This window comes from Hydrogenivirga sp. 128-5-R1-1, assembly GCF_000171895.1.
Genome location: NZ_ABHJ01000002.1, coordinates 1 through 12,212, shown reverse-complemented (window position 1 = coordinate 12,212; position 12,212 = coordinate 1). Strand labels below are relative to the sequence as shown.

18 protein-coding genes and 1 pseudogene are annotated in these 12,212 nt (G+C 52.3%); 10 read left to right on the top strand and 9 right to left on the bottom strand.

Annotated elements, in window-relative coordinates; translation table 11 throughout:
* Window positions 1–20 precede the first annotated feature (20 nt).
* Window positions 21–794 (top strand): phosphate ABC transporter ATP-binding protein PstB, encoded by a 774-nt coding sequence (pstB, locus tag HG1285_RS14995; RefSeq protein ID WP_008286226.1) that lies wholly within the window; start codon window positions 21–23, stop codon window positions 792–794.
* On the opposite strand, the gene HG1285_RS15000 is transcribed toward pstB, so the two are convergent.
* The 3 genes from HG1285_RS15000 to HG1285_RS15010 are packed head-to-tail and all read right to left on the bottom strand — an operon-like array spanning window position 791 to window position 3,201.
* Window positions 791–1,105, bottom strand: a complete 315-nt coding sequence (locus HG1285_RS15000) for a hypothetical protein (protein WP_008286225.1) — start codon at window positions 1,103–1,105, stop codon at window positions 791–793. The genes pstB and HG1285_RS15000 overlap by 4 nt on opposite strands.
* Entirely contained in the window at window positions 1,102–2,505 is a 1,404-nt protein-coding gene (locus HG1285_RS15005; RefSeq protein WP_008286224.1) for a cbb3-type cytochrome c oxidase subunit I, read from the bottom strand. The genes HG1285_RS15000 and HG1285_RS15005 overlap by 4 nt, the downstream gene beginning before the upstream one ends.
* A gap of 15 nt (window positions 2,506–2,520) precedes the next feature.
* Complete coding sequence (locus HG1285_RS15010) at window positions 2,521–3,201, bottom strand: cytochrome c (RefSeq protein ID WP_008286223.1); 681 nt, start codon at window positions 3,199–3,201, stop codon at window positions 2,521–2,523.
* Between the two features lie 78 nt (window positions 3,202–3,279).
* On the opposite strand from HG1285_RS15010, the gene fba reads away from it, so the two are divergent.
* A complete protein-coding gene (gene fba / locus HG1285_RS15015) occupies window positions 3,280–4,206 on the top strand; it encodes a class II fructose-1,6-bisphosphate aldolase (RefSeq protein ID WP_008286222.1) in 927 nt (308 codons plus the stop codon).
* Here the strand turns inward: fba and HG1285_RS15020 are convergent.
* Window positions 4,195–4,716 (bottom strand): c-type cytochrome, encoded by a 522-nt coding sequence (locus tag HG1285_RS15020; RefSeq protein WP_008286221.1) that lies wholly within the window; start codon window positions 4,714–4,716, stop codon window positions 4,195–4,197. The two genes, fba and HG1285_RS15020, sit on opposite strands and share 12 nt — an antisense overlap.
* Before the next feature lie 50 nt (window positions 4,717–4,766).
* Here HG1285_RS15020 and HG1285_RS15025 point away from each other — a divergent pair, with 50 nt between their 5' ends.
* Window positions 4,767–5,288, top strand: coding sequence for an AAA family ATPase (locus HG1285_RS15025; RefSeq protein WP_008286220.1), 522 nt, complete (start codon window positions 4,767–4,769; stop codon window positions 5,286–5,288).
* Here the strand turns inward: HG1285_RS15025 and murG are convergent.
* Entirely contained in the window at window positions 5,259–6,311 is a 1,053-nt protein-coding gene (murG, locus tag HG1285_RS15030) for an undecaprenyldiphospho-muramoylpentapeptide beta-N-acetylglucosaminyltransferase (protein ID WP_008286219.1), read from the bottom strand. The two genes, HG1285_RS15025 and murG, sit on opposite strands and share 30 nt — an antisense overlap.
* Before the next feature lie 29 nt (window positions 6,312–6,340).
* On the opposite strand from murG, the gene HG1285_RS15035 reads away from it, so the two are divergent.
* Genes HG1285_RS15035 through HG1285_RS15050 form a run of 4 tightly spaced genes read left to right on the top strand, consistent with a single transcriptional unit; the run spans window position 6,341 to window position 8,936 of the window.
* Window positions 6,341–6,595, top strand: a complete 255-nt coding sequence (locus HG1285_RS15035; protein ID WP_008286218.1) for a cytochrome c — start codon at window positions 6,341–6,343, stop codon at window positions 6,593–6,595.
* Window positions 6,596–6,632: 37 nt separating this feature from the next.
* On the top strand, window positions 6,633–6,995 hold the full coding sequence (gene dksA, locus HG1285_RS15040) for an RNA polymerase-binding protein DksA (protein WP_008286217.1): 363 nt from the start codon (window positions 6,633–6,635) through the stop codon (window positions 6,993–6,995).
* Window positions 6,996–7,002: 7 nt separating this feature from the next.
* Window positions 7,003–8,208, top strand: coding sequence for an aminotransferase class I/II-fold pyridoxal phosphate-dependent enzyme (locus HG1285_RS15045; RefSeq protein WP_232219442.1), 1,206 nt, complete (start codon window positions 7,003–7,005; stop codon window positions 8,206–8,208).
* Complete coding sequence (locus HG1285_RS15050; RefSeq protein WP_008286215.1) at window positions 8,205–8,936, top strand: aminotransferase class IV; 732 nt, start codon at window positions 8,205–8,207, stop codon at window positions 8,934–8,936. Before HG1285_RS15045 ends, HG1285_RS15050 begins: the two co-directional genes overlap by 4 nt.
* Window positions 8,937–8,943: 7 nt before the next feature.
* On the opposite strand, the gene HG1285_RS15055 is transcribed toward HG1285_RS15050, so the two are convergent.
* From HG1285_RS15055 to HG1285_RS15065, 3 genes are read right to left on the bottom strand one after another with little or no spacing between them, the layout of a single operon-like run.
* Entirely contained in the window at window positions 8,944–9,606 is a 663-nt protein-coding gene (locus HG1285_RS15055) for a phosphoribosyltransferase (protein ID WP_008286214.1), read from the bottom strand.
* Window positions 9,603–9,956: a hypothetical protein gene (locus HG1285_RS15060; RefSeq protein ID WP_008286213.1), complete on the bottom strand. Its 354-nt coding sequence runs from the start codon at window positions 9,954–9,956 to the stop codon at window positions 9,603–9,605. Before HG1285_RS15060 ends, HG1285_RS15055 begins: the two co-directional genes overlap by 4 nt.
* Window positions 9,931–10,395 (bottom strand): TIGR00725 family protein, encoded by a 465-nt coding sequence (locus HG1285_RS15065; RefSeq protein WP_008286212.1) that lies wholly within the window; start codon window positions 10,393–10,395, stop codon window positions 9,931–9,933. The genes HG1285_RS15060 and HG1285_RS15065 overlap by 26 nt, the downstream gene beginning before the upstream one ends.
* A gap of 47 nt (window positions 10,396–10,442) precedes the next feature.
* Here HG1285_RS15065 and HG1285_RS15070 point away from each other — a divergent pair, with 47 nt between their 5' ends.
* Together HG1285_RS15070 and HG1285_RS15075 are read left to right on the top strand one after the other, a co-directional pair.
* Window positions 10,443–11,126 carry a YggS family pyridoxal phosphate-dependent enzyme gene (locus tag HG1285_RS15070; RefSeq protein ID WP_008286211.1) on the top strand — a complete coding sequence of 228 codons (684 nt, stop codon included), beginning with the start codon at window positions 10,443–10,445 and terminating at the stop codon, window positions 11,124–11,126.
* The gene (locus HG1285_RS15075) at window positions 11,123–11,443 is read left to right on the top strand and encodes a LysR family transcriptional regulator (RefSeq protein ID WP_008286210.1); all 321 of its coding nucleotides are present in this window, start codon (window positions 11,123–11,125) and stop codon (window positions 11,441–11,443) included. Before HG1285_RS15070 ends, HG1285_RS15075 begins: the two co-directional genes overlap by 4 nt.
* On the opposite strand, the gene HG1285_RS15080 is transcribed toward HG1285_RS15075, so the two are convergent.
* Entirely contained in the window at window positions 11,411–11,773 is a 363-nt protein-coding gene (locus tag HG1285_RS15080; protein ID WP_008286209.1) for a methylated-DNA--[protein]-cysteine S-methyltransferase, read from the bottom strand. The genes HG1285_RS15075 and HG1285_RS15080 overlap by 33 nt on opposite strands.
* Window positions 11,774–11,925: 152 nt before the next feature.
* Here HG1285_RS15080 and HG1285_RS15085 point away from each other — a divergent pair.
* Window positions 11,926–12,212 (top strand): annotated as a pseudogene (locus HG1285_RS15085) (hypothetical protein); the annotation flags it as partial.

Genomic DNA, 12,212 nt, shown 5'->3' with positions numbered 1-12,212 from the left:
AGTATCGGGAAACGGCGGAGATGAACGGCGAATCGTCCCTAAAGATAGAGGTAAAGAACTTCAACTTTTACTACGGACAGAATCACGCCCTCAAGGACATAAACCTCAACATATACGAAAATAAAGTCACAGCCATAATAGGACCCTCCGGGTGCGGCAAGACGACCCTCTTGAGAAGTTTTAACCGTATGCACGACCTCTATCCGGGTAACCGCTACGAGGGAGAGATAGTCCTTTACCCCGACGGGGTCAACATAGTCAGCAGGGACATAGACCCCATAATGATACGGATGAGGATAGGTATGGTCTTTCAGAAGCCCAACCCCTTTCCCAAGAGCATATACGAGAACGTGGCTTACGGGCTGAAGCTTAAGGGTATAAAGAAAAAGAGCATTCTTGACGAGAAGGTGGAGGAGGCTCTCCGTGCAGCCGCTCTGTGGGAGGAGGTCAGGGACAGGCTGAACGAGAACGCTTACTCCCTCTCAGGGGGTCAGCAGCAGAGGCTCTGTATAGCAAGGGCTGTAGCCCCGGAACCGGAGGTTCTCCTCTTTGACGAGCCCACCTCAGCCCTTGACCCCATATCTACAGCCAAGATAGAGGAGCTCGTGGTTGAGCTCAAGAAGCGTCTTACCATAGTCATAGTCACCCACAACATGCAGCAGGCTGCGAGGATATCCGACTACACCTCTTTCATGTTTATGGGCGAGCTCGTTGAGTTCGGACCCACCGAGAAGATATTCACGAAACCGGACAAGGAGCTCACCGAGCAGTACATAACCGGCAGGTTCGGTTAGAAGGTTCTCTGCCTTTCCTCTTCCTCAGTCCTGTGGATCCTAACCACGACCCACCACATACCGTGGGGGATGAATATGTAAGCCACCGTAGCGAAGGAGAGTAGCCCCTTCCAGAAGCTGCTGAAGACGGGGCTTGATATCATCACGTAGGCGCTGTACAGCATTATGCCCATGAAGACGAAGGATGCGTACTTGTACTTCTCGTCGTTCCTGAGCCTGCCGTAGGTGTACATGAAGGCGTACCCACCCGCGCTGAGTATGTAAAAGAAGCCGGCGGCGAGGAGCGCCACCACCTCGTAAGGACTCGTCATGCCGGTTTCACCTCCACAGCCGTTGCCTTCTTACCTATTGTAAGCAGGTCGTAAACGAGAACTATGTATGACAGGAAGAACAGAACGCCGAAGCCGAGCCTCCACATGTAGGGTATGCTTACCCACGGGTGCATCTGGGTGACTATGAAATCCTGCCATGTGGCACCACCGACAGCCCTCTCAAAGAAGGTCTGGGCGAACCCTGCCACGAGCAGCGCTCCAACCATACCCACCATGGAGATTATCATCCCTATGTAGGCGACCTTCCATGTCCTGCTGTCCAGTATGGGACCTTCGGGAGCCCTTATGTGCTGGAGTATTATGTAAAGCAGGGCTAAGTTCGTCGCCACGTAGGCTCCGAAGAAGGCGAGGTGTCCGTGGGACGCCGCCATCTGAGTACCGTGAGAGTAAAGATTTATCTGGGGAAGGGTGTGCATGAATCCCCACACACCTGCACCGAAGAAGTTTCCAAAGGCTTGTAGGAATATCCAGAAGAGAGCCGGTCTGTTGACCGTCTGGAGCTTATGGACGCCTGCGTCGTAAACGGCGTGCACTATCATAGCAACGAGGGGCAACGGTTCAAGAGACGAGAAGAACCCACCTATCCCGAGCCAGTATTCGGGGGTTCCTATCCAGTAGTAGTGGTGTCCGAGACCAAGTATGCCCGTTCCAAACACGAGCAGAACCTCAAGGTAGAGCCAGCCCTCTATTATCCTGCGGGGTGTTCCCAAGACCGTCATAAGGGCGTATCCCATAAGGACACCCACGAGTACTTCCCAGGTAGCCTCAACCCAGAGGTGGACGACCCACCACCACCAGAACTGGTCGTGGGTTATGTTCGGAGTAAAGAACATACCTGCCACGTACAGCCCCGCAAGGGCGAGGAGGTCTATAAGGAGAACTCCCATCAGACCCGTGAGCCTCCCAGCCTTTATGACGGTAGCAGCCACGTTGAAGTAAATGATCAGCATGACCGCAACTATGCCTATATCAGCCCATCGGGGAGCCTCTATGTACTCTCTGCCTTCGGTTATGAACCAGAGCGTAAAGAAGTCTCCCTTTCCGAACTGCTTGAATATGTAAACGAGAACTACTACTCCGACCGCCGCTGTTAACAGAAACCAGGCGAGCTTTCCGAGTTTGGCACCGACCACATCTCTGCCGGTCTCGGAGGGTAGCAGCCAGTATATTCCACCTATGAAACCCATGATGAGCCAGACGACCATGGCGTTTATGTGGAGCATCCTCGTTATGGAGAAGGGAAGAACGTTGTGCAGGAACTCTGGATTTACGAACTGGTAGGCGGCTATCAAACCGAAGAGAAGCTGTGCACCGAAGAGAACTATCGCAACGGAAAAGTATAGGAGAGCTATCTTCTGACTCTCGTAGAGCTTGCTCATATCCAAACCTCCCTTTTAATCAAGCTTAACGAGCTTTGAACGACCGAAGTGGTCTGGAAAGCCGTTCGTGTTTATAGCTGCCATCCACTTCAGGTAGGCGACCACAGCCTTAGCCTCTTCCTCGGTTATGTGCAGGTTTGGCATCCTCCTCGTCCAGGTGGCGTACTTGTCGGGGTGCATCAGGAACTTGACCATCGCCTCCTCTTTGGTCTTCGCACCAGTCATGGGCATCATTATCTTCTCCCACTTGGGGTCTAACCATGCCTTTGTGAGGTCAGGAGCGTAGTATGCCCCGTTACCCAGCAGGGTGTGGCAGTCCATACAGTTCCTGCTCTGGATTACGAGCTTGCCCTTGACGAGAAGCTGGGTTGCCTCCTCCTCCGTGTAGGTCTTTCCGAAGAGGGGTTCGTCTCCCAGTATGACGGGCATAAAGTACCCCTTCTCCGCGTCCATCTCGTAGCCTATCTTTTTGTTGATCACGGTCGGGTTGGGCACCCTGTCCGTTCCCACGGAAGTCTTGCTGAGGGTGTCAAAGGTCAGTATCCATAGGAATACGAACATGACGAGGGAGCCGACTATGGCGAAGCGCTTCCAGAACACGGGGTCTAACCAGCTCCTGCCCCGGGTGAGAATGGTTCCCCCAACGAGGGTGATTAACAGGGACGCTACAACGACTTCAAGCCATCCAAAGCTCATGACCATCCCTCCTTTGCTATTTAAAGTAAGTGTTTACTTGCTCCATGTCAAGATGTTTTTGAGATTAAAATTAAGCTCATGCCCCTGATCTCAGGAAAGCTAATACTTGATAAGGCTAACGAGTTCGGCTTTGCGGTTGGGGCTTTCAACTTCAACAATATGGAGTTCCTCAAAGCCATACTGGAGGCGGCAGAGGAAGAGGAAGCTCCTGTGTTCGTCCAGACCACGGAGAGCGCAATAAAGTACGCCGGGATAGAGTATCTCTCGGGTATGGTTAACAGTGTTAAGGACAGCTACAGGGTTCCCTTCGCCCTTCACCTTGACCACGGCAGGCGCATAGAGACCGTCCTTCTCGCCCTGAGACACGGTTACACTTCCGTGATGATAGATTACTCCCACAGACCTTACGATGAGAACCTTGAGGTGACCCGCAGGGTCGTATCTCTGTGTGCTCCCCTCGGCGTTGCGGTTGAGGCTGAGCTCGGCAGGCTGGTGGGTGCTGAGGACAACGTGGAGAGCCGTGAGGAGGTTCTCGTTGACCCCGTGCAGGCTAAGGAGTTCGCCCTTAGGACGGGGATAGACTCCCTCGCCCCGGCTGTAGGAACAGCCCACGGCGTGTTCAAGTTCAAAGAAGAGGCTGATATTGATTTTGAGAGGCTTAGGAAGGTTAAGGAGTTGACCAACATGCCCCTTGTTCTCCATGGGGCTTCAGGAGTTTACTACGAGTATGTGGCTGAGATAAACCGCCACGGCGGTGATATAAAGAAGGCAAAAGGCGTGCCCGATGAGGATATAAGGAAGGCTGTGGAGCTTGGTATAAACAAGGTGAACACTGACACAGACCTGAGACTTGCATTCATGGCAACACTCAGGAGGCTTTTAGAGGAAGAGAAAGGTTCGGTGGACCCGAGGAAGTTTTTTAAGCCCGCCATGGAAGAGGTAAAGGAGGTAGTTAAGAGGAGGATAAGGCTCTACGGCAGCTCCAGGAAGGCATCACTTTTCTGACTTAACACTCTTCTGGAGCTCCTTTACCCTTTTGAAGACGTCATGCCATATATCGCTGTACCTGTAATACATCCATAGGGCAACGGCCTCTTTATCCTCCTCAGCCATGCCCTGTCCTATGGGAGGCATCGTGCCAAAGAAGGCGTAGGCTGCGGGTTGACACACGCCCTTCTGCTTTGAAGGGCTGGTTATGTAATCCTTTACGAACTCAACGAAGTCAAGTTCATGGGGATAGAACTCCTTTATCCTCGCTGAGACGAGATTCATGGGAGGGGCGTCTATGTTTTCGGGTCTGCGCCCGCTGAGGACGTTTAGACGGGCTTTCAAGAACTCCCACAGGCTCGCCTTTTCCATGTGGCATATAGAGCAGTTCTCCTGGAACACTCTGTATCCCCTCTCAAGCACCTTAGGGTCTACGCCTTCCTCAGTTGCAGAGGATAAACCGAGCGCCACGTAAGGAAGGAAAGCCAGCCAGACAAGCCTTCGGGCAAGGCTTTTTAGAATATTCATATATTCTAATTTATGAAAAGAAGAGCCTGAAGTCAATTAAAATTGGTAACATGCGCCCATTGGTCGTTGTATTTGGTCTCTCGGGCTCCGGCAAGTCATTTTTATCAAGACTCCTTCACGAAGAGCTCGGCTACGAGTGGCTGAGGAGCGATGTGATCAGAAAGGAGCTAATGGGACTTTTACCTCAGGAGGAAGCCAAAGCCCCCTTCGGGGAGGGTATATACAGGGAGGAAATAACTAAGAGGGTTTACGAGGAGCTCGTTAGGAGAGCCAGAAGGCTCCTTGAGGAGGGCAAGAGGGTCGTTATGGACGCTACCTTCCTTAAGAGCTGGCAGAGGAAGCTCGTCAAGGACAGCTTTGAAGACGTTCTCTTCCTGCTTGCCACAGCCAGCGAGGAGGAGATCAAAAAGAGACTTTCTCGGAGGAAGGACGTCTCAGATGCGGACTTTGGTGTTTACCTGAAGCAGAAGGAGTTTTTCGAGTACCCTGAGGACGTGGACTTTGTGGAGGTAAATACTGAAAAAAGCAGCGAGGAGCTCCTATCAGTCCTCAAGAACCTCGTTGAGGATTAGCTCCGACGCCGTCGGGTTGGCGAAGCTCTTTATGCTCGCCTTCATGGACTTTATGTTTTTGAAGACCCTGTCAACGAGGGCTACCACCCTATCAAGGTTTACCTCCTCCTGTCTGAGCGTGAAGGCGCCTCCAAGCTCCTCAATCTCTCTGGCGTTGTAAAACTGGTGGTCTCCGGAGGCGTAGGGGTAAGGTATGAGGACGGCTGGTACTTCAAAGTAGGAGAGCTCGGATATAGTCCCGGCTCCAGCCCTGCAGACGGCAACCTCCGAGGCGGAGTACACGAGCCCCATGTCCGTTCTGAAGGGAAACACCTTGAGGTTTTCCATCCCTTGTGCAAGCTCGCTCACCCTCTCAAAGTCAGATTCTCCAGACAAGAGCAGAACCGGTGCGCCGGTCTTCTTGGCGAAGTCTACCGCGAGGTTGTTTATAAATCTTGCCCCCTGACTGCCGCCCATGAAGAGCACCAGGGGTGCCTCAGGTTTGAAGCCGAGCGCTTCCTTGGCGTTGGACTTGTCAAGCTTGGTGTTTATGAGCTCTTCCCTTATCGGCAGTCCTGTCCTTACCACCTTCATGCCCCTGAAGAACTTCCGTGAGTGCTCAAAGGTTATAAAGACCTTCCTGCCGAAATGGGAGAGGAGTCTGTTGGTCATGCTCGGCACTGAGTTCTGTTCGTGCAGGTAGAGGGGCTTTCTCTTGAGGACCGTGTGAACACCGGCTGGAACACTCGGATAACCTCCGAATACGAGCGTCCTGAAATCCCCCTGCGTATGGCTCCTCAAATGGGAAATACCTCTCCAGAAGCTCAGTAGGGCTTTCACCCGTTTTCCAACGGATACCCCCCTGAAGGGGTAAAGCTCAAGGAAGAGCTTCTCACCGGGTATGGCGTGCTCAAAGCCCCTCTCTATGCCTCTCTGGGCGCCTACGTAGAGGGTAGGTATGCCCTTCTCCTTGGCTCTCTTGAGAACCTCAAGAGCTGGGAAGAAGTGTCCTCCTGTTCCTCCTCCTGATACGAGAAGCCTCATTCGCATAAATTCTAATACGGAGGTGGGTCATGGGAAAGCTTACTTTCTTACTTCTTGCCGTAACATACATGTCCTTTTCCTCGCCCGAGGGCAGAACGCTCTTTGAGAACCACTGTATAAGGTGTCACGCCCCCGGCAGTCCCAAGCCCCTCAAGTTTCTGAGGGAAAAGTACAGAGATAACGCCGAAGGCGTCCTTGAACTCGCAAAGAGGTGTCCGTGGGGTAAGGGTTTATCGGATATGGAGATGAGGCTCATAGCGGAGTGGTTATCGGGCAAAAAGTAAACTATACTAATCTTATTAGCCAGAACGAGGTAAGAGATTGAAACATCTGACGGAAGAGCAACTGAAGGAGATAAAGGAACTGCTGGTGAACATGAGGGAGAGACTGCTTGAATCCGCCCAGGAGCAGATCAGAGACCCTTCCAACGTCACCTTTGAGGGCGGCGATGAGATAGACCGGGCAGACCTGGAGGAGGAGAGGTACCTGACCTTCAGGATAAAGGGAAGGGAAGCCAAGCTCATTCACAAGATAGACTATGCCCTGATGAAGATAGAGTCGGGGACGTACGGTGTGTGCGAGAACTGCGGTGCTGAGATACCCTTTGAGAGGCTCAAGGCTCGCCCCGTAACGACCATGTGCTTTGAGTGTAAAGAGCTGGAAGAGGAGCACGAGAATGACTGAGGAAAGTATGGAGTGGGCGTTTCCCCGTATAAAGAGGCTTCCCCCTTATGTTTTTGCGGTCGTGAACGAGCTCAAGCACAAGCTCAGGAGAGAGGGTGAGGACATAATAGACCTCGGGATGGGAAACCCCACCAACCCTCCAGCCCCCCACATAATAGACAAGCTCTGCGAGGTGGCGAGGAGACCGAACGTCCACGGTTACTCTGCCTCCAAGGGTATACCGAGACTCAGGAAGGCTATATGTGATTTCTACGAGAGACGCTTCGGGGTGGAGCTAAACCCGGAAACAGAAGCCATAATGACCATAGGCGCCAAGGAAGGGTACTCCCACCTTATGCTCGCCATGGTGACCCCAGGCAACTCCGTCATAGTTCCCAATCCCACCTACCCCATACACTACTACGCACCCATAATAGCAGGCGGTGAGGTTAGGTCTATACCCTTACTCTTCAACGACGATGAGGACCCTCAGGAGGGCTTCCTCAGGAAGCTTTACCAGACCGTTAAGGAGTCCATGCCCTCCCCCCAGGTGATAGTCGTTAGCTTTCCCCACAACCCCACGACCCTGTGCGTTGAGATGGACTTCTTCAAGGAGCTCGTAAACTTCGCTAAGGAGAAGGGGATATGGATAATCCACGACTTTGCATACGCGGACATATCCTTTGACGGCTACAGACCCCCTTCAATCCTTCAGGTAGAGGGTGCTAAGGACGTGGCTGTTGAACTCTACTCCATGTCCAAGGGCTTCTCAATGGCCGGATGGAGGATAGCCTTCGCTGTGGGCAACGAAAGGGTGATAAAGAACCTCGCCCACCTGAAGAGCTACCTGGACTACGGAGTCTTTACGCCCATACAGGTAGCAGCGGTCATAGCCCTGGACAGTCCCTACGAGATAGTTGAGGAAAACGCACGCATGTACGAAAGGAGGAGGGACGTCCTCGTTGAGGGTCTGAGGAGCATGGGTTGGAACGTGGAAAAGCCCAAAGGCTCCATGTTCGTGTGGGCTAAGGTGCCGGAGTGGGTCGGTATGAAATCCCTTGACTTCTCCATGTTCCTGCTGAGGGAGGCGAAGGTCGCCGTCTCGCCGGGTGTAGGCTTCGGGGAGTACGGGGAGGGTTACGTCAGGTTCGCTCTCGTGGAGAACGAGCTCAGGATAAAGCAAGCTGTAAGAGGCATAAGGAGAGCTTTCAGAAAGCTACAGGCGACCGTATGAACAGGACTACCTACTTCGGAGAGGGACTCTTTGAGAGTATAAGGTGGATCGGTGAGAGCCCCAAGCTTGAGCTCCACTACAGAAGGCTCAAGAGCTCCGCAGAGTTCTTTGGAATCCCCTGCCCCTCCTACGAAGAGTTTTTAGAGTTCATAAAGACCGCCGTAGGCGGTGACTCTAACCTCTACGTGAAGTTTCTTCTCATGTCCAGCGGGAGCGGTTACTACGCAGACTACCCAGAAGACTACGAGGTCAGAGTTCTCGTGAAGGCTCTTCCCCAGCCACCTGCCGAAGTTTCCCTCGTCCTGTCCGATCTCCGGAGGCACTCCCTAAACCCCCTCTTCCGCCACAAGACTACCTCTTACATGTTTAGCGTCCTCGTTAAGAGGGAGGCTAACGCCAGGGGCTTCTTTGACGGAGTGGTTCTCAACGAGAAGGAAGAGGTGACGGAGTGTTCGGCGTCAAACCTAATACTCCTCAAAGGGGATAGGCTCTTTACACCGACCCGTGAGAGCGGACTCCTGTGGGGGACAACCCTGGACTACATACTCGCCAATGGAGTGAACCTTGAGGAAAGAGTTATAAAGCTGAGAGACCTGGAGGAGGCGGACACCCTATTCATAACCAACTCACTCATGGGCGTTGTCCCGGTCAGGCGGTTCGGCGACACAGAGTACAGGACGTATGAAGATGTCCTTGAAGAGCTCCGCAGGGCTGCCGGTGTGGTTTAGTTTTTTATCAAACGGGCTCCCACAGACCTTCCCTTTTGGCTCTCTCTATGTATCCGAGGGCTTCCTCATCTGAGAGCTGGTGAAAGTCCCTGTAAAACATGCCCACGGAAAAGCTCATCTCCGAGGAGGGATGGTAACACACGAACTCGTCCGCATACCCTTTGAACCTTCTGGCTGTGTCCTTGGGACAGACCGGGACAGCAACTATAACCCTCTTTGCCCCCCTCTTTTTCGCAAAGCCGGCACTGGCAACGGCTGTGTAACCCGTAGCTACTCCGTCATCAACGACTATGACCTCCCGCCCTGAGAGGTTCGGATACCCCGAGGGTAGGAACTTCTTCTCCCTGTTCCTCAGTTCTCTCAGTTCCCTCTCAGCTATCTCGGCTATGGTGTCCGCATCAAGCTTGGCGTAATTTACCAGCTCCTCGTCCAGATAGGTGGCTCCGTCAGAGTCTATAGCTCCGAACCCGGCCTCCTCGTTCCAGGGTAGACCGAGCTTTCTAACGACCACCACGCTCATGGGAATGTTCAGCTCCCGTGCCACCACGTACGCCACCGGTATGCCTCCCCTCGGTATGGCGAGGACTATGGGGTTGTCTTCTGGATGTATTCTGTCCCTGAGTGCCTCAGCTAAGAGACTTCCCGCCTCCTCTCTATCCTGAAAGATCATACCAGCTTTTCAAAGAGGGAGTTTATGCTGTCCAGCTTCCTGTAAGCCTGTATTACCACGTAGCTGAGCTGGTCTCCCTCCGCTATGGACAGGTCGTAGAGGATTGAGCTAACGTCCTTTAACACCTGATAGAGCGTGGTGTAGAGCTCCTCCCCCAACTTCTTGCCGGGGTTAGGTATCTCTTTGACCACCTCACCCACCATGTCACTTATGCCTTTCATGTGCTGGGCTAAGGACAGGATCTCGTAATCGTTCCTGTATATGTCAACAACGTCGTTGTATCTTTCCTCTATTTCCGAAAACATAGTGTTGAAGAGCATCTCCTCAAGCAGATTGATCTCCTGACCCATAGAATTCCTCCACCTTTCTAATAATTTCGTCGGGGGTGTTTACTTTTTCAATCCCATCTATATCATGGGTTTTATACCCAATAACGTACTTACCAAGTATGAGGGCGTAAGCTATCTCCGAGAGGGTGCCGTAGTGACCTCCTATCGCTATGACCATGTCCCCGCTTGCCACTACTATGGGGTTTCTGTTCCAGCTCATTCCCGTGTTTATTCTGATCTCAACGTAAGGGTTGGCTTCATACCCGTCGTAGGAGGGCATTATCCCTATCGTCAGCCCTCCCCCTTCCTTTGCTCCCCTGCAGACCGCTTCCATCACACCCGTCCTGCCACCGCACACCACCCCTATACCTCTGCGAGCCAGCTCCCTGCCAACCTCGTAGGCAACGCTGAACTCCTCTTCCGTTGAGTTAGAAGAGCCTATGACGGATACGAGCCTCATGACACCTCCTCAAGAAAGTATACAAAGTCAGGTTTAATATATCTTTTATGACCGCTTGCGGTAATTTACAGCATGTAAGGGAGCTTATTGAGAAAGCCTGCGCCAGGTCTGGCAGGTCTCCCGCGGAGGTGATACTGCTCGGCGCTTCCAAAACGGTTCCCCCTGAGAGAATTAAGGAATTTTATGAATGTGGTCTCAAGACCTTCGGTGAAAACAGGGTTCAGGAGTTCACCACGAAGTACGAAGCCCTAAGGAGGCTTGATATAGACTGGCACTTCATAGGCAGACTACAGACCAACAAGGTTAAGTACCTGATGGGTAAAGTTTCCCTGATACACTCGGTAGACAGGAAGTCCCTCGCCGACGAGATAGAGAAGAGGGCTCAGAGGGCTGGGCTAATCCAGAGGGTTCTCCTTGAGGTCAATGTGGGGGGTGAGGAGACGAAAGGAGGTGTTGCGCCGGGGGAGCTTCCCGAACTCTTCAGCTACGTCAAGGGTCTGCCCAGTCTTAAAGTGGAGGGGCTTATGACCATACCTCCGTACAGGGAAGACCCTGAGGAGGTAAGACCCTTTTTCTCAGAGCTAAGGGAGCTGAAGCGGAGGCTTGAGGAAGAGTTTGGGACAACCTTAAAACACCTTTCCATGGGTATGTCCCACGATTTTGAGGTTGCGATTGAAGAGGGTGCTACGATAGTCCGTGTGGGCACCTTGCTCTTTGGAGAGAGGGCTTGAAAGTTCGCTACAAGGTCTGGCTTGAGAAGGATGGAGAGCCGATAATAAGTGAAGGTAAGTACAGGCTGCTGAAAGCTATTGAAAGGGAGGGTTCCATAGTGAAAGCCGCTGAGTCCCTCGGCATAAGCTACAAGAGGGCACACAGCCAGATAAAGGCGATAGAGGAGAGGCTCGGCAGGGTGATCATAGAGCGCCGAAGGAGGCGGGGAGCCTGCTTAACAGAAGAGGGTAAAAGGCTCATTAACGAGTACGAAGCGGTTGCGAAAGAGTTTGATAGGCTCGCCTCACGCCTCAACACCCTCCAGTCTGAGAAGTAACCTCTTTATATCAATCCCGTAGGAGTATCCTCCCAAACCCGTTTTTGCCATGACCCTGTGGCAGGGTATTATCAATGGAAACCTGTTTACGCTCATGCAGTAGCCCACAAACCTTGGGTGCGTTCCCGTAGCCCTTGCCAGCTCACCGTAGGTTATCGTCTTCCCAAAGGGGACTTTTTCTTTCAGTGCTCTGTAAACTTCAATCACCTTGCTTCTGTAAGGGTTAAGGTCAAGCTCCTCCAGACTTATCTTTACATCGCCTTCGCCCTTAAGGTAAGGCTCAAACTTCTTTGCAAGGTAATCAAGAGAAGAAATGCCATCTCTTCTCACAAACCTGCAATTCCTGATAAGGTTTCCCTCTTTAGTGATCTCCAGGCACAGATTCCGGGTAATTTTCACACAAAAGTTTTCCACTTTGAAATTGAATATAAACTGTAGGGGGCTTAAAATGAAAGGCAAGAAAACTTTATAGGAGGGGTAGCATGAATCGTAAAAAAATTTCGTTGGTTTTCGCTGGAGTGGTACCCGCTATTCTCGCCTGTGGTACAAAGGCACCGTCCATAGACCCAACCGCTTACCAGATAACCCCCGCTGACAGGGTGAGGGTGGAAGTGCCCGATGCCTGCAGGATAGCTTACGAAAACGTCATACCGAGGATAGCTGTTATTGATTTTGCAAACAACACCACCTTTGACCTTGCCAAGGTCGTTCAGTCCCAGGCTTCCGGAACAGTTAAAAGGAAAGAAGTTCACGGTGGTGTTTGGGGTGT

Bases quoted from the DNA above. Each gene is read 5' to 3' on its own strand.
- HG1285_RS15070 (WP_008286211.1), top strand. From the start codon at position 10,443: ATGACCGCTTGCGGTAATTTACAGCATGTAAGGGAGCTTATTGAGAAA.
- HG1285_RS15050 (WP_008286215.1), top strand. From the start codon at position 8,205: ATGAACAGGACTACCTACTTCGGAGAGGGACTCTTTGAGAGTATAAGG.
- HG1285_RS15055 (WP_008286214.1), bottom strand. From the start codon at position 9,606: ATGATCTTTCAGGATAGAGAGGAGGCGGGAAGTCTCTTAGCTGAGGCA.
- HG1285_RS15005 (WP_008286224.1), bottom strand. From the start codon at position 2,505: ATGAGCAAGCTCTACGAGAGTCAGAAGATAGCTCTCCTATACTTTTCC.
- HG1285_RS15020 (WP_008286221.1), bottom strand. From the start codon at position 4,716: ATGAATATTCTAAAAAGCCTTGCCCGAAGGCTTGTCTGGCTGGCTTTC.
- HG1285_RS15045 (WP_232219442.1), top strand. From the start codon at position 7,003: ATGGAGTGGGCGTTTCCCCGTATAAAGAGGCTTCCCCCTTATGTTTTT.
- HG1285_RS15065 (WP_008286212.1), bottom strand. From the start codon at position 10,395: ATGAGGCTCGTATCCGTCATAGGCTCTTCTAACTCAACGGAAGAGGAG.
- fba (WP_008286222.1), top strand. From the start codon at position 3,280: ATGCCCCTGATCTCAGGAAAGCTAATACTTGATAAGGCTAACGAGTTC.
- HG1285_RS15060 (WP_008286213.1), bottom strand. From the start codon at position 9,956: ATGGGTCAGGAGATCAATCTGCTTGAGGAGATGCTCTTCAACACTATG.
- HG1285_RS15010 (WP_008286223.1), bottom strand. From the start codon at position 3,201: ATGAGCTTTGGATGGCTTGAAGTCGTTGTAGCGTCCCTGTTAATCACC.
- HG1285_RS15025 (WP_008286220.1), top strand. From the start codon at position 4,767: ATGCGCCCATTGGTCGTTGTATTTGGTCTCTCGGGCTCCGGCAAGTCA.
- HG1285_RS15035 (WP_008286218.1), top strand. From the start codon at position 6,341: ATGGGAAAGCTTACTTTCTTACTTCTTGCCGTAACATACATGTCCTTT.
- HG1285_RS15000 (WP_008286225.1), bottom strand. From the start codon at position 1,105: ATGACGAGTCCTTACGAGGTGGTGGCGCTCCTCGCCGCCGGCTTCTTT.
- pstB (WP_008286226.1), top strand. From the start codon at position 21: ATGAACGGCGAATCGTCCCTAAAGATAGAGGTAAAGAACTTCAACTTT.
- murG (WP_008286219.1), bottom strand. From the start codon at position 6,311: ATGAGGCTTCTCGTATCAGGAGGAGGAACAGGAGGACACTTCTTCCCA.